The following is an 18,537-nucleotide window of genomic DNA, read 5'->3' on the forward strand; positions in this document are numbered from 1 at the left end:
GAAGGGGCGGCAAGCAAGGCGCATGGCCTTGCCGCCCGCCCCCTGTTGCTTTGCCGGTCAGCCTTCGACCGTGATGCGCTGCACCAGCGACTGCAGGATCTGGTCGGCCTTGTCATTGGCCACCTGGCAGGTGCCCGCTGCCGCATGCCCACCGCCCCCAAACTCCAGCATGAGGTTGCCGATGTGAACCTGGCTGCTGCGGTCCAGGATGGACTTGCCGGTGGCCAGCACCGTGTTCTGTTTTTGCAACCCCCACATCACGTGGATGGAGATGTTGCAGTCAGGGAACAGCGCGTAGATCATGAAACGGTTGGTGGCCCAGATGGTGTCCTCCTCGCGCAGATCGAGCACGACCAGCTTGCCGATGCGGATGGCGCAGCGCTGCAACTGCTCCTGGGCCTTGGGGGCGTGTTCGCGGTAAAGCTGCACGCGCTCCTGCACATCGGGCAGGGCCAGGATCTCTTCAATGGTGTGGTCGCGGCAGTACTGGATGAGATCCATCATCAGTGCGTAGTTGCTGATGCGGAATTCGCGAAAGCGCCCCAGGCCCGTGCGCGAATCCATCATGTAGTTCAGCAGCACCCAGCCCTGGGGGTCGAGGATGTCTTCGCGCGAATACTGGGCCGAGTCGGCCTGGTCCACCGCCGCCATCATCTCGTCGGTGATGCGCGGAAAAGCCGCCTTGCCGCCGTAGTGGTTGTAGACCACACGGGCTGCCGAGGGGGCATGGGCTTCGATGATGTGGTTTTCGGAGCGCCGCCCCGAATTGCGCACCGTTTCGGACTCGTGGTGGTCGAACACCAAATGGGCCCCGGGCACATAGGGCAGGTTGGTGGTGATGTCACGGCTGGTGATGGCAATCTTGCCGTCCTGCATGTCCTTGGGGTGGACGAAGGTGATCTCGTCGATGAGGTTGAGCTCATTGAGCAGCACGGCGCACACCAAGCCGTCAAAGTCGCTGCGGGTTACCAGGCGGTATTTCACGTCACTCACTAGCTTCTCCTTGTTACATATCTCGTGGCCACATGGTAGCGGTGGCCTCACACCCGGCAAGACCGCTGGCGGGGAAAAACAGGCCATCCGAACCGCTTTTCCGGTTCTGCCGTGTTGCCTGCTTTTTGCTTGTCTTCACGCAGGCTGCAGCCATTGCTCCAGCTGCTGCGCCACACCCGCATCTCCCAGCAACGCCAGGTGGCCCATCCGGTGGAACACGGCTTGCCGACTCTTGGCAAACCCCAGGGTTCGTTTCGCATCATCATGGATGCCCAGGGCACTGTGCAATGGCACCAACCCGTCCCCCACCAGCCGCTCGGCCGCCGGACTGCGCTGCGCCGCCAGCGTGGCGGCCACGGCATGGCAGGCCACCCCTTCGGGCAGGGGCACGGGGGTGCGCCGGTCGGGGTGCCGCACGAAGCGGTCACGCCCCTGCCAGTCGGCCTCCAGCACATGGCCATGGCGCAAGTCGGTAATGCCCGCGCTGCGCAGCTGCGCCAACCGGGCAAACGGCCGGGAATACGGCGTGCTGCCCAGCAGGATGTCCACCCAGTGCCCCGCGCGCTCCAGCGGTGCGCCATGGTGGGGCGTTCCCAAAAATACGAGGTGGCGCAGCAGCGCCAGCCAGCCCTGCCCCGCAGCCGCCGCCTGGTGGCAGGCACTGCGGGCCACCAGGCCGCCCATGCTGTGGGCCAGCACCGCTACCTCCTTCACGGGCACGGGCCAGGCCGCCACCAGGGATTCCAGCTGGGCGGCCAGCTCGGCACCATTGGCGGACGTGTGCAGGCCCGTGTTGTAGCGCAGGTAGACCGGCGTATAGCCCAGCGCCTGCGCGAGGTGGGCGCCATGGTCATGGCCCTGGTGCAGCCACTGCAGATCGTTCATGCACAGGCCATGGACCAGCACCAAGAGCTTGCCCGTGGCCCCGCCGCTGGCGGCCAGGGCGGGCAGGTCCAAAGGCAGCCCATCCCGGTAGAACCCCATGCGGGTGCACAGTGGGTTGTCGTCGCGCTGCAGGCGGTCGCCCATCACGCCGTTGAGGGCGGCGAGCACGGCCTCGCGCTCCCACTGCACTGCGGTGGGCGGCGCATCGGGTTCAAAAAACGGCTCCAGCCGCGCCAGGCCTGCCTGCAGGCCCGCGTCCACCAGGCGTGTCACGCCCCGAATGCTCTGGTAGACCAGCCCGGTCAGGCCGCGCGCCTGGCCCGGCTGCGCCCCTCCAGGCAGGCCCAGCGTGCCCAGCACCGACTGGTGCACCCCCTCGGCCACGCGGCTGATGCCCGTGGTGGCCTGTGTGGCCAACCGCGCCACTCCCCGCAAGTCGGACGCACGCAACTGGCGCAGCGGATGGGGTTTGGCGGCGTTGGCAGCATCAGCGCGCGGTCGCGGTGGGGTAGGCATGGAGAAGGCTCCGTTCAAGGGATGCAGTGCGGTGACGCGGGGAGCCTGGTGGTACTCAGAACCGCTCGCTGGGAGACAGGTAGCGCCACTGCCCCACCGGCAGATTGCCCAGGGTGACGCGGCCGATGCGAATGCGCTTGAGCCCCACCACCTTGAGACCCACCAGCTCGCACATGCGGCGGATCTGGCGCTTCTTGCCCTCCGTCAGCACAAACCGCAGTTGCTCGGGGTTCTGCCAATCGACCTTGGCGGGCTTGAGCGGCTCGCCGTCCAGGCTCAGGCCATGGCGCAGCCGGGCCAGCAACGCGGGGGGAAACACCGCCTGCACATTGGTGCTGACAGGATCGCGCTCGTCAATCTCCTGCAGCGGCGCGGAGCGCTCACTGGGATGGCGTGGCACCACTTGACCCGGTGCCTGGTAAACGACGCGCACCAGGTACTCCTTTTCCATCTCGGAGTCCTCACCAATGATCTGCCGGGCCACCCGACCATCCTGGGTCAGCACCAAGAGGCCCACCGAGTCGATATCGAGCCGCCCCGCAGGCGCCAGGCCACGCAGCTGCGGCGGAGAAAATCGGTTGCGGCTGGGGTCGTCACGCCAGTGCGTGCGGGGGTTGATCAATGCCACCGCGGGCGTGTGGCCATCCTCGGCCTGGCCGCTCACATAGCCGATGGGCTTGTTCAGCAGGATGGTGACGCGCTGCTCCTGGAAACCCTGGGCAACCTTGTCCACGTCGATGCGGTCGGTAGGCAACACCTGCACGCCCATTTCGGCCACCTGGCCATTGACCTTCACCCAGCCCTGGGCGATCCAGTCGTCCGCCTCGCGCCGCGAGCACAGGCCCAGCTCGGCCATGCGCTTGTTCAGGCGGGAGCTGACCATGCCGTTCACGGTGATCGTCGCGGACGCCCGTTCGGGCGCTTGCTTGATGGGCGCAACAAACGAGCCCGACGCCGTGCGGTAGTTGGGGGGCGCGGGCGCCCTGGCAGCGCGCGGCGGCGGCGCAGGCCGGACGGGAGCGGCTTTGGCGGCCACGGCGGGACGGCGGAGAACAGGACGGGTTGCGGGTGCCGCTGGTGCGCTGGCGCCTGCAGCCGGCGCAGGGGCGGGGGCAGCAGCGGGGCCGGCAGGCGGGCGAGAACTGGAAGGAGGAGACATTGCGCGTATTTTCGCCTGCGGGGCCTGGCAGACCAAGAACTAAAGAAACTTACTCCTGGCGCACCTGATGCGCCTGCCCCTCTTGCCAGGCCAGGAAATCATCGACCGGCAGTGGTCGTGCAATGTGATAGCCCTGCGCCTCATCGCACGCCAGGGTGCGCAAGCGCTCCAGAATGGCGGCGGTTTCCACCCCCTCGGCCACCACGGTGAGCCCCAGGTTGTGCGCCAGATCGATGGTCGAGCGCACGATCATCGCGTCGTCCTCGCCCGTCTCCATGCCCATCACAAACGACTTGTCGATCTTGAGCTCATGGACCGGCAGGCGCTTGAGGTAGGCCAGCGAGGAATAGCCGGTGCCGAAGTCGTCAATCGACAGCTTGAAGCCCTGCTCCGACAGCCGGTTGAGCATGGCCTCGGCGCGCTGGGGGTCGTCCATGATGGCGCTTTCGGTGATCTCCAGGCAGAAGGCACTGGCCGGCACGCCATGGCGCACCAGAATGTCGGCAAGGCGGGTGCTGAGTTCCGGGTCGAGCAGATCGCGTGTGGACAGGTTGACCGACACCCGCAGCGCCAGGCCCTGGGTGCGCGGGTCGGCCAGCAGGCGCGCCACCTCTTCGAACATCCACAGCGTGAGCTGCCGCACGAACCCCGTCTGTTCGGCAAACGGAATGAACTGCATGGGCGGCACCAGGCCGCGCTGCGGGTGCTGCCAGCGCACCAGGGCCTCGGCAGCCCGGCCGGGCTGCCCGTGCAGCGGCACCTTGGGCTGCAGGTACAGGCGCAGCTCGTGGTGCTCCACCGCGTGGCGCAGCTCGGTCAGCAGCGACAGGGTCTGCGCGCTGGCCGAATCAAATGAGGCGTCGTACTGCTGTGCCCCGCTGAGCCTGCGCTTGGCGGCATACATGGCGATCTCGGAACGGCTCAGCAGCGTGTCGGCATCGTCGGCATCACCAGGCCAGCAGGCAATGCCAATGCCCGCACTCAGGTCCACCGTCTGGTCCTCGAAGGCCAGCGGCTCTTCGAACGATTGGGTGATGCGCAGCGCCGTGGCATGGGCGGTGGCCGCATCGGCGCCCCGCAGCAGCACGGCGAATTCGTTGCCGCCCAGGCGGGCGACCATGTTCTCGGGCGATGGCACCTGCTGGCGCAGCCGCTCGGCCACCGCCTGCAGCAGGCGGTCACCAAAGGAATAGCCTAGCACGTCGTTCACGTGTTTGAAGCGGTCCAGGTCGAGCGTGAGCACGGCCAGCGGGTGCGGAGGCTCCGCGCCGCCGGTGCTGCGCGCAATGGCCAACACCACCGCCTCGCGAAAGCGCTCCCGGTTGGGCAGGCCCGTGAGGCGATCCCAATAGGCCAGGCGGCGGACCTCGGTTTGCTGCGCAGCAATGTCCCTGCGCATGTGATCGAACGAACGTGCGAGGTTGCCAATCTCGTCGCTGCGGTCGGTGTGTTCCAGCGGCACATCGTATTCACCGCGCGACAGCCGCTGCGTGGCGGTCAGCAGCGAGCGCAGCGGCGTGGTCAGGCGTTGTGCGACCAGCCCCGTGCCCACCGCAAACAGCATCACCCCCGCCACGGTGATGATGGCCAGCAGCACCTGCAGCTGCCGGTAGGGGGCGAGCACTTCCTCCACCGACCGCAGCAGCAGCGCCTGCACCTCGCCCCCCACGCTGTCCAGGCGAATGGCCCTCGCCAGCAGGATGCCCTCGGGCGTCTGCAGCTCGCCAGAGGGCACACCCTCGCGCTGCAGCAGCGCCAGCGAGCCTGGCGGCAGCGTGCTGACGGGCACCTTGGCCCTGCCGTCCTCGCCCTTCACGACCAGCGCCACGTGCACCGCCAGCAGCTGCCGCATCTCATCGGCCAGCGGCTGGTTGACCGGGAACCCCATCAGTACCCAGCCAATGACCACCGGTGCGCGCAGCGGAACCATCACGAACTGGTAGGGCACGCCGCCCATCACCGCGATCTGGCTGCCCTGCGGCTGGGCGGCCAGCGGCGGCACCAGCGCGCGCAACGTGGCCGGAAACGCCTCCATGTTGCCCGCCAGGCTGACCGCGCGCAGTTCCAGGTCGGTGCCCAGCAGCGCGGTGACCGCCGCGCCAATGCGGTTGCCGTGGTTTTCGAGCACCGACTGGATGGTCTCCTCGTCGCCCGAATTCACGGCCGAGCGAAAACCGTAGTCGGCGGCCAGCAAGGCCGAACCCTGGCGCAGCTTGTCGGCGTTCTGCTCCAACAGACGGCGCCAGACGTTTTCATCCAGGTCCAGGGCCTGGGCAATCTGCGCACGGGCATTGCGCTCGATGGTGGCGCGCACCACGGCAAAACCTGCAGCCTGCACGATGAGCAGCAGCAGCAACGTGAGCCCAATCAGCCGCAAGATCAGGCTGCGCCCCAGTTCGCACAGCTTCTTCCGGTTCAAGGCTGCAGCCCTGCCAAACGCACCGATGCCGCCGCAGCACCCGTGGCGGGCACCGTGAGCGCCTGCTCCTGCGCGGGCGCGCCCACGGGCAACCGCGTGTGCCAGGTGCGCAAGGTGTAGGTGCCGGGCGGCACGTTGTCGATCTGCGCCCGGCCCGGTGCGGCAGGTGTGCGGGCGTAGTACGGGGTGTCCACCACCACAATCCAGCCAACCATCTGGTCGTGGATATTGCAGCCCAGCACGGCCACACCAGGGCGGTCGAACAGCACAGGGTTGGAAGGCGTGCCTGTATAGAGCTTGAGTTCGAACTTCTTGGCCGGCGAGAACGAATAGACGTGGTGGCGCACCGAATCATGGTTGGGGAACCGCACCTCGGTGCCTACGGGCACCACGAGCACGCCGGGCACAAACTGCCGCTTTTCCTGCGCCATCTCCGCACCGGACAGCGGCCTGACCGCCTTGCGGGCATCGGCGGATTCGAGAAACACCACGGCGTCTGGCAGCGGCCTGCCCGCCGCATCCAGCACCTCCACCTGCACTGTGGCAGCCTGGGCAGCGGTGGGCAGGCCTGCCAGACACGCCACAAACACCACAACCACGCCGGTCAGCGCAGACAAAGCCCTGGTGCGCTGGGCATGGCAGCTGGTGGTCATGGTTCGATGGCCATGCCCAGCAGGGGGGCGCCTTCACCCACGGTGCCCAGCGGCCGGGTGGCCCCTGTGCGCAAGTCCACGAGGTGCAGCCGCGTGTGGCTGTCTACCGAAGTGCGCACCGCAATCAGCGCGGTATTGCCGACGTCCGAAATATCGAACGCCACGTCGGTGAGCCGTGGCAGCCCCAGCGACCCCACGGTGCGCAACTGACCGGTGTTGGGCGACACCACAGGCGTGGTGCCTTCGCGTGAGCCCTGCATCACCAGCACGCCGAGGGTGCGGTCGATGGCGTAGTTGGTGGTGATCTTGCTGTCCTGGGCGTTGTAGGTATAGGCGGCGCCTGCGATGTCGGGATTGCGGCCGGCGTGGGTGTCGCTCCACGCATAGCGCAGGGCCGGGTCGGGTTGCACACCCTCGACGGCCGGGTCGCCATCCACGGCAGCCCCGGTGTCGGGGTGCAGGCGCAGGTTCTGGCCCGTGTTCGACACCACACGGATCCGGTCGGCCGCAGGGTTGAAATCGAAGCCGAAGGCCGTGCCCCGCAAGCCCAGGACCGCTGGTGCTGGCCCCACGGGGCGCAGCGCGCCAGTGGGAATGTCGAGCGTGTACAGGCGGCCCGCCTGAGAGAGCGCATAGAGCACGCCACGCGCCACCCGAAAGTCGATACCCACCAGCCGCTCACCTGTGGGCAGACCCGTGACGGGGCGCCGCTCCAGGATGCGGTCTGGCTGGCCGGCGTGGAAGGTGATGAGTTCGTGCGAGGCCGTGATCGCAACGACCAGTTCGCGCTGGCTGGATTCTGGCGCGGGTGCGGTGGCGCAACCCGCCAGCGCGGCGCCTACCAGCGCTGCAGCAGCCATGTGGCGCACCAAGGGGAAGGAAAGAGCTTTCATCGTGGGGCCTCGCATCTGTAACGGATTTATACCTGATGGGCCACTCCCGCGTGGCCACAGAGCAATCCAGGGAAAGTGGGTTGCTATATTTTGTATAGCATTTGATGCTTTAAATACAGGCGTAAACACCAGTTCTATCTGCAATCTTGCGAAGCAACAATACCGCCATACGTTTTCACAAATGGCAAAAAATTGCCCGCAAATTTGTAACAACGAGCCCATGCACATTGGGCATACCACTATCCGCAAGCGTCATGACACATTTTGTAATTTGTGCCTACACTGCCTTGAACCCGGACGCAGACCAAGGCCATTCAGCAGGTGGCTGACACGGGCACCCTTATTGCTTCGTTCACCCCACACGATTCATTGTCCCCAGAGACTCCAAGGAACACCATGCAGGCCGCAACGTCACTCAAATCCCTGTCGATTTCCAGCCGGCTGAGCCTGGGCTTTGGCTGCATGCTGGTGCTGCTGGTGGCGGTGGCCGCCGTGGGCCAGCTCTCGGTGGGCAAGGTGCACGAGCAGATGCGCCAGATCACGGGCATCGGCGCCAACAAGGCCAAGCTGGTCAATGGCATGCTGGAGAGTGTGAGCGCCATAGGCATTCAGAGCCGGTCGGCGGCCATGCTCAACGACATCGACCCCAAACAGGCCCGCGAACAGATTGATGCTGTGGCCAAGACGCTCAAGCTGTATGCGACCCAGGAAGCCGCGCTGGCGGAGTTGCTGACCCCCGCCAACGCCACCCCCACCGAGATCAAACTGCTGGGCGAAGTGCAGGCCCTGGGCAAGAAGACCCGCCCCGAACTGGACACAGCCATCAAGGCCGCCGACGACGGCGATACCGTGAGCGCCACCCTGGCGCTGATGACCCGCGTGGCGCCCGCCGAAACCGCCTGGCGCACCAAACTGGGCGAACTCATCGACCTGCAAAACACGCTGAATGCCGAAGCCACTGCATCGGCCGAGCACACGCAGAGCCAGGCCCGCGTGGTGGGCGGGCTGCTGGTGCTGCTGGCCATTGGGTTGGGCGCGCTGATTGCCTGGCGCATCACCACCAGCATCACGGCCCCCATTGGCCGCGCCGTGGTGGTGGCCGAACGCATTGCGCGCGGCGACCTCACCTCGCAGGTCGAAGTGCGCATCCACGACGAAACCGGCCGCCTGCTCGAAGCCATCGCCGCCATGCAGGAACGCCTGCGCACCCTGGTGGGTGAGATTGGCCAGACGGCAGATTCCATCCTGGTCGCCAGCTCGGAAGTGGCCTCGGGCAACCTGGACCTGAGCCAGCGCACCGAACAAACCTCGCACAACCTGCAAAGCGCGGCCAGCTCGCTGGTGGACCTGACCGGTACGGTGTCGCAGAGCGCCGACTCGGCCCGCCAGGCCAACCAGCTGGCCTCCACCGCATCGGATGCCGCCACGCGCGGCGGCGAGGTGGTGTCGCAGGTGGTGCGCACCATGGACACCATCAGCGCCAGCTCGCGCAAGATCGCCGACATCATCAGCGTGATCGACGGCATTGCGTTCCAGACCAACATCCTCGCGCTGAATGCGGCAGTCGAAGCCGCCCGTGCAGGCGAACAAGGCCGGGGCTTTGCCGTGGTGGCGGGCGAGGTGCGCAACCTGGCGGGCCGCTCGGCCAATGCAGCGCGCGAGATCAAGGCGCTGATCGGTACCAGCGTCGACCAGGTGCAGGAAGGCAGCACCCTGGTGAACCACGCCGGCAAGACCATTGAAGAACTGGTGCTTTCGGTGCGCCGCGTGTCGGACATCATGGGCGAGATCACCGCCGCCACACAGGAGCAAAGCCAGCGTATTGGCCACGTGAGCCACTCGGTGGGTGCGCTGGAAGAAATGACCCAGCAGAACGCGGCGCTGGTGGAAGAAGGCGCCGCCGCCGCCGACAGCCTCAAAGACCAGGCCGGGCGCCTCACACAAATGGTGGGCACCTTCCGCCTCACGCGCGACGGCGGTGATGACAATAGCTGGGGGACAGGCAGCCCCTCTGCATCGCCAATGGCTGTGCCCGCCCCAGCCCGCACCACGGGCAGCCGCCCCCTGTCCTCGCCACCTTCCCGCCCCCGCGCCCTGCCGCGCAGCTAACCGGACTTTGAAACCGGCGCGCCCCACGCCAGGGACGCCCGGCAAGGGCCGCCCCGCAGCGAGGGCGTCGCCCCCAGGCGCCGAGCGCCTCAGGGGGGAAACACACTCGACCGAAGCGCGGCCAAGTCCAGCACGCGCAGGCCGCCGTATTCCACACGGATGGCCCCTTGCGCTTCCAACGCGGCCAGCGCCTCGTTCACGCGCTGGCGCGACAGGCCCACCAGGTAAGCCAGCTCCTGCTGAGTAATGCGCAGCACCTCGCCCACGCCCGGGTACAGCACCGGGTTGAACAGCGATGCCAGGCTGCGGGCCACACGCACATCGGGGTTGTTCAGGCGGTCGATCTCGCGCGCGGCGATGAACTGGCCCAGGCGCTCGTTGAGCTGGTTCATCACAAAGCGGTTGAAGCCGATGGAGTGGTCCAGCAGCCAGTGAAAGCTGTCAATCGGCAACCCCGCCACCACACTCTTGCGCAGCGCCTGGATGTTGTAGCGGTAGGGCTCGCGCTTGATGGTGGTGCCCTCGCCAAACCAGCCGCCCGGCGGCAGGCCCGCGTACGTCATGGTCTGGCCCTGGGCGTTGTCCGTGCTCATCTTGAGCAGACCCTCGACCACACCAAACCAGTAGGTCACCGGGCGCCCCACGCGGCACACATAGTCGCCCGCCTTGGCATCCCCCACCAGCAACGAGGCCACAGCGCGCTCGCGCTCGGCGGGCAGCAGCAGTCGCAGCCAGGGAATGCCGTCCAGCTCATCCGCCGTAGGCGGCCGACGACGCTGGTGCAAAGACAGATCCTGGTTCATGCGTGAGTCCATGGCGCGAAGGTTCTCATGAAAAAGGGCAGTCTGCCGCGATGGGGAAGTGCGGGAATACCACGACCCCAATTGTCGCCAGACCGACAAAAAAATGCCAATCGTGATTGGATGATGTCGCCTCCCCCGGCCGCCGCTGCGCAGGCCCGGGCCTTTTGAGGAGACACACATGCCCGCCGACCTGCCCCCGACCACCGCCCGACCACCGTCCCACATCGCCCGGCGCCAGTTGCTGGCTGCCGCGACCGCCACCATCAGCCTGCCCTGGCTGGGGCTGGGCAGCGCCCGCGCACAGGAAGGGACCATCCGTATTGCACAGTCCACCGCCCTCACCGGCCCGCTGGGCGATCTCGGGTCGGCCATGCACCAGGGTGCCAAGGCGGCGTTTGCGGGCATCAATGCACGGGGTGGCATCCACGGCAAGACCATTGAACTGGTCACGCAGGACGACACCTACGATGTGCCCAAGGCGCTGGCCAATGTGGAGCAGTTCCTGGCAGACCCTGGGTACTTTGCGCTGTTCAACTGCATGGGCACCCCCATGATCGACGCCATGCTTCCCAAGGTGATCGAGAGTGGCATTCCGTTTTTCGCCCCCTTCACCGGCGCGCAGCTGAGCCGCACCAAGGCCCGCAGTGTTTTCAACATCCGCGCCAGCTATGCCGACGAGGCCGAAAAGCTGGTTCAACACCTGTCTACCATCGGCATCCAGCGCATCGGCATCGTCTACCAGAACAACGCGTTCGGCAAAGAGATCTTTACCGCCGCCAAACAGTCGATGGACCGCCTCAAGCTGCCCGAGGCGCTGACGGTGACGGTCGAAAACAACGCGTCGGATGCCGGCGCCGCAGCCACCAAACTGGCAAGCGGCAACCTCGAAGCCATCGTGATCGGCCTGGCAGGCAAGCCCACGCTGGAATTCGTGAAGGCGTTTCGCGCCATCAAGCGCGGCGTGACGCTGTATGCACTGTCGGTGATGGGCACCCCCGCTACCGTGAAGGCCCTGGGCGCAGATGCCGCGGGCATGGCCATTTCGCAGGTCGTGCCCTTGCCCTCCAACGTGGTCATGCCGGTGGTGCGCGACTTCCAGGCCGCCTGGAAGGCCTCGGGCGCCGCGGCCGAGCCCTCGCACCTGGCGCTGGAGGGCTACATCAACGCCCGCGTCTTTGCCGAGGCCCTGCAGCGCGCGGGCCGCAACCCCACACGAGCCGCTTTCATCGACGCCACCTGGAACCTCAAGAAGTGGGACCTGGGTGGCTTCGAGATCAACGCCAGCACCCCCGACCGCAATGCATCGCGGTTTGTGGAGCTGACGCTGGTGGGGCGCGACGGCAGGTTTATCCGCTGATCCCCGGGGTTGCTGCGCCGTCCCCCGGACTCTGGTGGGCCGGTGATGCCGACTCCACCGTAGCTCTCGCTTTGCGTGGAGCCAGGTGCTGAAAGCACAGCGCCTCACAAAACAACTATCAAATAGATAGCTATTAGCGCTTACTGGATAAGCGCTAGAGGCTGTTTTAGCTCATGTTTTTTACTACTGCGCCGTTACCCCATACCGGTAGCCCTTGAACGACCAGACAGTACGCCCAGGCTCGATCTTCTCCAGCACCAGGCCGGGTGCCGCCTGGTCGCCTTCGTGCAACACCTGTCCGTTGACGATGGCCATGCGGTAGGCCGGATTGTTCGAATGGGTGGCGCCCGTCACTTTGAGCGCAGGCAACTGCGTGCGCAAGGCCTCGGGCAGATCTCCCTGCGCAAACACGGGGCTGGCGGGCGGCGGGGCCACCCCGGCGTCTGGTGACGGCCGTGGCGCAGGCGCTGCGGGGGCCTGGGGGGCGGGCGCAGCTGCCGGGCTGCGCGGGCGCACGGGCTGTTCGGCTGCGGGGGCGCGGGCCGCCGCAGGAGGCGCCACCACCACGGAGGCCACGGGCCGCTCACGTTCACGCGGGGGTGGCTGAGGTGCTGCGCTGCGTTTGTCTGCCGGGCGCTTGTCGGCGCTGCGGGGCTCAAGAGGTGCCATCGGTGCGGGTGCGGGTGCCGGGGCAGGCTCCGGCGCGGGCACGGGGGGCGGCAGCGGGGTTGGCGCTGCCACGGGGGGCGCCACGGCAGCGGGCGTTGGCACAGCCGGGGCCGCTGCCACCACCACAGCCGGGGCCTGGGGCCGCAGGGCCCACCAGGTGCCGCCGGCCGCCAGCGCAGCGGCTCCGACCACGCCCGCTGCGACAAACCACAGGTTGATCGGCCCGGCCTGACCCGGCATGGAGGAAGCGCCAGAAGTGGGCGCAGCCTGCGTGTGCAGGCCCGGCACGGCGCCCCGGCCGCGTTCGGCATCGGCACGCCGCAGGGCATCAAGGATGTAGGACATGGTTAAGGCGTGTTCCGCAGACGTGGCTCGTTCACGCCGGTGGCGCGGTTGAGCAGCATGAGGGTCAGGGGGCCGGCGCGGCCGTCGGGCGTCACGCCCTGGGCCAGCTGGAACCGGTGGATGCGCGACTGGCGCTGAGCGGGTGTCACCGGCTTGCTGCCGGGGCCCGAGCCACCGGCGGCCTTGCTCGCCAGCCGTTGGTCCAGCCATGCCGCGCCCGCCGGTGAATCGGTGATCTCGCCCCGGTCGGGCATGCCCACCGGGGCGCGCCACAGCGTGGCAATCTCGCCGCGCCAGACCTGGGCCAGCTCGGCCACGGGCACGCGCAAGCTGCGGCCGCCGCCTTCGAGCGTGGCGTTGTCGCCATCCAGTCCACGCAGCAAGACCGAGACAGGGGCCTCGGCCTCTTCCGACGGGTACAGAGCCAGCAGGACAGGCCGGTCGATCTGGCGCACCAGGTTCAGGCCCGCACGGCGGTTGCGGTAGCAGCGCAAGCCCTCGCGCGGCAGGGTAGTGCAGGCATCGGCGCCCGCAGGCAAAGCCGCCCCCCAGGCCGAGGCCAGCGCCTGCCAGGCCGGCGCATCGGTGGCAGGCTGGGCCTGCATAAATTGGTCCAGCGCAGAAGACGGTGCCGCCGATGACGCCGGTACAGCGGGCGCGGCAGCTACCGGGGCGGAGGCAGCCGCAGCGGATGCGGGCAGCACTGCCGCAGGCGCCGCAGCCGCCGGGGGTTTCGCGCCCAAGCTGGACGCCGCACCCTGCGCCACGGCGGCACCAGGGCCTGTGGTGGCCACCTGCGGGCCGCCACGGTGCGCAGGCCACACCCCCATGCCCAACCCAACAGCCGCCACCGCCGCAGCGCCCGCCACGGCACCCAGGCCCGCCAGAGCCCAGCGCGGCAATCCAGCCTGCCGGGCGCTGCGCGCTGCAGCGGCCGAGGCCGGCGCATCGAAGACCTCGCGCGCGGCGCGGTTGACGATGGCCCGGTTCACCTGCCGCGCGCCAGCCGCATAGGCACCGAGGAGCGCCCTGTCGCACAGCAGGTTGATGCGCCGGGGCACGCCGTGCGAGAGCGCATGCACACGCCGCAGGGCACCCCGGTCAAACGGCAGCGGCCCGGTGAGCCCGGCCACGGCCAGGCGGTGTGCGATGTACTGCTGTGTCTCCTGCGGGCTCAGTGCGCCCAGGTGAAAACGTGCAATCACGCGCTGGGCCAATTGCTCCATCGACGGCTTGGCCACCATGGCGCGCAGCTCGGGCTGGCCGATGAGGATGATCTGCAGCAGCTTGCGCTCGCTGGTCTCCAGGTTGGTCAACAGCCGCAGCTGCTCCAGCACGTCGGCCGAGAGGTTCTGTGCCTCGTCGATGATGAGCACGGTGTTGCGCCCGGCGGCGTGCGCCGCCAGCAGCGAGGCGTTGAGCGGATCGATGTAATCCTTGACCGTTTCCACACCACCCGGCACGGTGGGCTTGTGCGGCACCCCGAACTCGTCGCAGATGGAACGCAGCAGCTCACGCACCGTGAGCTTGGGATTGAAGATGTAGGCCACGTTGCAGTGCGACGGGATCTGCTCCAGAAAGCAGCGGCACACGGTGGTCTTGCCCGCCCCCACCTCGCCCGTGAGCAGCACGAAGCCCCCCCCTGCATCCAGTCCATAGAGCAGGTGGGCCAGAGCCTCGCGGTGCCGCTCGCTCATGAACAGGTAGCGGGGGTCGGGGGCGATGGAGAACGGTGGGTGCTGAAGGCCGAAGAACGGGGCGTACATAGCCCGTGAGGATACCGCCCCCCTGTGAAGCGTTCCGCGATACCCCGTCCGCCACCCTCGCCAATCGGCCATTCGCAGTGCGTCAGGGTTTTACCCGAGGAGTAGTTTCCCGTAAATTGTCGTCGGCAAGACAAGATGGCGTCAAAGTCAGTCCTAGCATCCATCCCATACACAGATACGCAGCCACAAGGCCGCGCTCCCGGCAGTCACCGGACGGACACCTCTTACTTTCAGGAACCTGCAATGTTGACCACGTTCCCGCAATTGCTGCTCAAGCATGCCGCCGAGCGCCCCACGGCCCCGGCCCTGCGCGAAAAAGAATATGGCATCTGGCAAACCCACAGCTGGGCTGACCTGGTGCGGCTGGTGGAGCAGGTGGCCGCCGGCCTGCACCTGGCCGGGCTGCAGCGCCATGAACACATGGTGGTGATCGGCGCCAACCGCCCCCGCCTCTACGCCACCATGCTGGCCGCGCAGTCACTGGGCGCGATTCCTGTTCCGCTGTACCAGGACGCCGTGGGGGCCGAATGCGTGTTCCCGCTCAACAACGCCGAAGTGCGCTTTTGCCTGGTGGAAGACCAGGAGCAGGTGGACAAGCTGCTGGAGATCCGCGAGCAATGCCCCCAGATTTCGAACATCTACTTTGACGACCCGCGCGGCCTGCGCAACTACGAGGAACAGGGCCTGGCGTCGCTGGACTCGCTGATCGAAGCAGGCAAGGCGCACGTCGCCAAGAACCCCCAGTGGTTCCAGAGCGAGGTCGCCAAGGCCCAGCCCGACGATGTGGCGGCGATGTTCTTCACCTCGGGCACCACGGGCAACCCCAAGGGCGTGGTGCACACCCACAGCACCCTGCTGGACCGCGCCAGCGCAGGTGCCGAGTTCGACAAGCTCACCAGCAGCGAAGAAGTGCTGGCCTACCTGCCCCCGGCCTGGATCGGCCAGAACATCTTCAGCTACGCCCAGTGGCTGGCCTGCGGCTACGTGGTCAACTGCCCCGAGTCGGCCAGCACGGTGACCATCGACCTGAAGGAAGTCGGCCCCACCTACTACTTTGCGCCGCCGCGCATTTTTGAAGGCCTGCTGACCAGCGTGATGATCCGCATGGAAGACGCAGGCACCATCAAGCGCGCCATGTTCCACGCCTGCATGAGCGTGGCCAAGCGGGTGGGCCCCGCCCTCATGGACGGCGAACCCGTGGGCACCCTGGACCGCATCAAGTACGCGCTGGGCAACCTGCTGGTGTACGGCCCGCTGCGCAACAACCTGGGCTTTAGCCGCGTGCGCGTGGCGTACACGGCAGGCGAGGCCATTGGCCCGGATCTGTTCACGTTCTACCGCTCCATCGGCATCAACCTCAAGCAGCTGTATGGCTCCACCGAGACCGCCGTGTTCGTCTGCCTGCAGCCCGACAACCAGGCGCGCGCCGACACGGTGGGCGTGCCGATTCGCGGTGTGGAGATCAAGGTGGCCGACAACGGCGAGATCCTCGTCAAGTCCGCCGGCCTGCTCAAGGAGTACTACAAGAACCCCAAGGCCACGGCCGAGGTGCTCACCGCCGATGGCTGGTACCACACCAGCGACGCAGGATTCCTCGACGCGCACGGCCACCTCAAGATCATTGACCGCGTGAAGGACGTGGGCCGCATCAAGGGCGGCGCCAACGATGGCGCCATGTTTGCGCCCAAGTATGTGGAGAACAAGCTCAAGTTCTTCCCGCACATCAAGGAAGTGGTCGCGCTGGGCGACGGCCGCGAGAAGGTGTGTGTGATGGTCAACATCGATTTCGACGCCGTGGGCAACTGGGCCGAACGCCGCAACCTGCCCTACGCGGGCTACACCGACCTGGCGCAAAAGCCCGAGGTGTACGAGCTGATCCGCGAGTGCATCGAGAAGGTCAACGCCGACCTCGCCACCGACACCATGTTGGCGGGCAGCCAGGTCAGCCGCTTCCTGGTGCTGCACAAGGAGCTGGACGCGGACGACGGCGAACTCACGCGCACCAACAAGGTCCGCCGAGGCTTCATTGCCGAAAAATATGCGGTGCTGGTGGATGCGCTGTACGCAGGCCGCACCGAGCAGTACATCGAGACCCAGGTCAAGTTCGAGGACGGCCGCACGGGCAGCGTGAGCGCCACCCTGAAGCTGTCGGACACCAAGACCTTCGCGCCCGTCAAGGCTGCAGCATGAAACCCGCTCTCTACCCGCCCGAGCAGCAACACCCCACCATGACCAAAAAGAAGATCGGCGACGTCATCCTGGACGTCAAGAACATCAGCCTGCGGTTTGGCGGCGTGAAGGCGCTGACCGACATCTCGTTCAACGTGAAAGAGCACGAGATCCGCGCCATCATCGGCCCCAACGGCGCGGGCAAAAGCTCCATGCTCAACTGCATCAACGGCGTGTACACGCCGCAGGACGGCTCGATCACCTTCCGGGGCAAGACGTTCTCGCACATGAACTCGCGCCAAGTGGCCGAGATGGGCGTGGCGCGCACCTTCCAGAACCTGGCGCTGTTCAAGGGCATGAGCGTGATCGACAACATCATGACCGGCCGCAACCTCAAGATCAAAAGCAACCTGCTGATGCAGGCGCTGCGTATCGGCCCGGCCGAGCGCGAGGAGATCCGCCACCGCGAGTACGTCGAGCACATCATCGACTTCCTGGAAATCCAGGCGTTTCGCAAGACGCCCGTGGGCCAGCTGCCCTATGGCCTGCAAAAGCGCGTGGACCTGGGCCGGGCTCTCGCCATGGAGCCGCAGGTGCTGCTGCTCGACGAGCCCATGGCCGGCATGAACGTGGAAGAAAAGCAGGACATGTGCCGCTTCATCCTCGATGTGAACGACGAGTTCGGCACCACCATCGTGCTCATCGAGCACGACATGGGCGTGGTGATGGACATCAGCGACCGCGTGGTGGTGCTCGACTACGGCAAGAAGATCGGCGACGGCAGCCCCGACGAAGTGCGCAACAACGAAGACGTGATCAGTGCCTATCTGGGCACAAGCCACTGATCGGGAGAACAACTCATGGCATTCTTTTTGGAAACCCTCATCGGCGGCCTTATGGCCGGCATGCTGTATTCGCTGGTGGCGCTGGGCTTTGTGCTGATCTACAAGGCTTCGGGCGTGTTCAACTTCGCGCAGGGCGCGATGGTGCTGTTTGCAGCGCTGGCCATGGCCCGCTTTGCCGAATGGATCCCCAAGTGGACCGGCATCGACAACCCCATCGTGGCCAACCTGGCCGCCTTCGTGATTGCGGGCGCCATCATGTTCGTGGTGGCCTGGCTGATTGAAAAGCTGGTGCTGCGCCACCTGGTCAACCAGGAAGGTGCCACGCTGCTGATGGCCACATTGGGCATCACGTACTTTCTTGAAGGCCTGGGCCAGACGCTGTTTGGTAGCGACATCTACAAAATCGACGTGGGCATGCCCAAGGAGCCCATTTTTGCGTTCGACACGGTGTTCCAGGGCGGCATCCTGATCAACAAGGAAGACGTGATTGCTGCGGCCATTGCCGCCGCGCTGGTGGCCCTGCTGTCGGTGTTCTTTCAGAAAACCTCTACCGGCCGCGCACTGCGCGCCGTGGCCGACGACCACCAGGCGGCCCAATCCATCGGCATCCCTTTGAACCGCATCTGGGTGATCGTGTGGTGCGTGGCAGGTGTGGTGGCCCTGGTGGCCGGGATGATCTGGGGCAGCAAGCTCGGGGTGCAGTTCTCGCTCACCACGGTGGCCCTGCGTGCGCTGCCGGTGGTGATCCTGGGCGGCCTGACTTCGGTACCCGGCGCCATCATCGGCGGCCTGATCATCGGCGTGGGCGAAAAGCTCTCCGAGGTGTACCTGGGCCCGTTCGTGGGCGGGGGCATCGAGATCTGGTTTGCGTATGTGCTGGCGCTGGTGTTCCTCCTGTTCAGACCGCAAGGTTTGTTCGGAGAAAAGATCATCGACCGCGTGTAACCCATAACAAC

Annotated in this window: 14 protein-coding genes; 5 read left to right on the forward strand and 9 right to left on the reverse strand. The window is 66.6% G+C overall.

Annotated features, from left to right (window positions below):
- Nucleotides 1-57: 57 nt before the first annotated feature.
- From C8C93_RS17275 to C8C93_RS17300, 6 genes are all read right to left on the reverse strand, one after another.
- Nucleotides 58-993 carry an exopolyphosphatase gene (locus C8C93_RS17275; RefSeq protein WP_121507710.1) on the reverse strand — a complete coding sequence of 312 codons (936 nt, stop codon included), beginning with the start codon at nucleotides 991-993 and terminating at the stop codon, nucleotides 58-60.
- A gap of 135 nt (nucleotides 994-1,128) precedes the next feature.
- Nucleotides 1,129-2,394 carry a triacylglycerol lipase gene (locus tag C8C93_RS17280; protein ID WP_121507711.1) on the reverse strand — a complete coding sequence of 422 codons (1,266 nt, stop codon included), beginning with the start codon at nucleotides 2,392-2,394 and terminating at the stop codon, nucleotides 1,129-1,131.
- A 55-nt stretch (nucleotides 2,395-2,449) separates the two neighbouring features.
- Complete coding sequence (locus tag C8C93_RS17285) at nucleotides 2,450-3,430, reverse strand: pseudouridine synthase (protein WP_233559478.1); 981 nt, start codon at nucleotides 3,428-3,430, stop codon at nucleotides 2,450-2,452.
- Between the two features lie 172 nt (nucleotides 3,431-3,602).
- Nucleotides 3,603-5,972 (reverse strand): bifunctional diguanylate cyclase/phosphodiesterase, encoded by a 2,370-nt coding sequence (locus C8C93_RS17290; RefSeq protein WP_199727042.1) that lies wholly within the window; start codon nucleotides 5,970-5,972, stop codon nucleotides 3,603-3,605.
- Nucleotides 5,969-6,625, reverse strand: coding sequence for a methylamine utilization protein (locus C8C93_RS17295; RefSeq protein WP_199727043.1), 657 nt, complete (start codon nucleotides 6,623-6,625; stop codon nucleotides 5,969-5,971). Before C8C93_RS17295 ends, C8C93_RS17290 begins: the two co-directional genes overlap by 4 nt.
- Nucleotides 6,622-7,518 carry a DUF4394 domain-containing protein gene (locus C8C93_RS17300; RefSeq protein WP_121507712.1) on the reverse strand — a complete coding sequence of 299 codons (897 nt, stop codon included), beginning with the start codon at nucleotides 7,516-7,518 and terminating at the stop codon, nucleotides 6,622-6,624. The genes C8C93_RS17295 and C8C93_RS17300 overlap by 4 nt, the downstream gene beginning before the upstream one ends.
- A 396-nt stretch (nucleotides 7,519-7,914) precedes the next feature.
- On the opposite strand from C8C93_RS17300, the gene C8C93_RS17305 reads away from it, so the two are divergent.
- Nucleotides 7,915-9,627, forward strand: coding sequence for a methyl-accepting chemotaxis protein (locus C8C93_RS17305; RefSeq protein WP_121507713.1), 1,713 nt, complete (start codon nucleotides 7,915-7,917; stop codon nucleotides 9,625-9,627).
- 89 nt (nucleotides 9,628-9,716) lie between these two features.
- On the opposite strand, the gene C8C93_RS17310 is transcribed toward C8C93_RS17305, so the two are convergent.
- A complete protein-coding gene (locus C8C93_RS17310; RefSeq protein ID WP_199727044.1) occupies nucleotides 9,717-10,430 on the reverse strand; it encodes a Crp/Fnr family transcriptional regulator in 714 nt (237 codons plus the stop codon).
- Between the two features lie 178 nt (nucleotides 10,431-10,608).
- Between C8C93_RS17310 and C8C93_RS17315 the strand changes: the two genes are divergently transcribed.
- On the forward strand, nucleotides 10,609-11,787 hold the full coding sequence (locus C8C93_RS17315) for an ABC transporter substrate-binding protein (protein ID WP_121507715.1): 1,179 nt from the start codon (nucleotides 10,609-10,611) through the stop codon (nucleotides 11,785-11,787).
- Between the two features lie 183 nt (nucleotides 11,788-11,970).
- Here the strand turns inward: C8C93_RS17315 and C8C93_RS17320 are convergent, their stop codons facing one another.
- Both C8C93_RS17320 and C8C93_RS17325 read right to left on the reverse strand, forming a co-directional pair.
- Nucleotides 11,971-12,801, reverse strand: a complete 831-nt coding sequence (locus C8C93_RS17320; protein WP_121507716.1) for a general secretion pathway protein GspB — start codon at nucleotides 12,799-12,801, stop codon at nucleotides 11,971-11,973.
- Between the two features lie 2 nt (nucleotides 12,802-12,803).
- Nucleotides 12,804-14,567, reverse strand: coding sequence for an ExeA family protein (locus C8C93_RS17325; protein WP_121507717.1), 1,764 nt, complete (start codon nucleotides 14,565-14,567; stop codon nucleotides 12,804-12,806).
- A 243-nt stretch (nucleotides 14,568-14,810) separates the two neighbouring features.
- Here C8C93_RS17325 and C8C93_RS17330 point away from each other — a divergent pair, with 243 nt between their 5' ends.
- Genes C8C93_RS17330 through C8C93_RS17340 form a run of 3 tightly spaced genes read left to right on the forward strand, consistent with a single transcriptional unit; the run spans nucleotide 14,811 to nucleotide 18,526 of the window.
- Nucleotides 14,811-16,757, forward strand: a complete 1,947-nt coding sequence (locus C8C93_RS17330) for a long-chain fatty acid--CoA ligase (protein WP_121507718.1) — start codon at nucleotides 14,811-14,813, stop codon at nucleotides 16,755-16,757.
- A gap of 38 nt (nucleotides 16,758-16,795) precedes the next feature.
- Nucleotides 16,796-17,581, forward strand: coding sequence for an ABC transporter ATP-binding protein (locus C8C93_RS17335; protein WP_055400027.1), 786 nt, complete (start codon nucleotides 16,796-16,798; stop codon nucleotides 17,579-17,581).
- A gap of 15 nt (nucleotides 17,582-17,596) precedes the next feature.
- Nucleotides 17,597-18,526 (forward strand): branched-chain amino acid ABC transporter permease, encoded by a 930-nt coding sequence (locus C8C93_RS17340; protein WP_055400015.1) that lies wholly within the window; start codon nucleotides 17,597-17,599, stop codon nucleotides 18,524-18,526.
- Nucleotides 18,527-18,537: the final 11 nt, after the last annotated feature.

It is taken from the genome of Acidovorax sp. 93, from assembly GCF_003633835.1.
In the GTDB taxonomy this organism is placed as follows: domain Bacteria; phylum Pseudomonadota; class Gammaproteobacteria; order Burkholderiales; family Burkholderiaceae_C; genus Acidovorax; species Acidovorax facilis.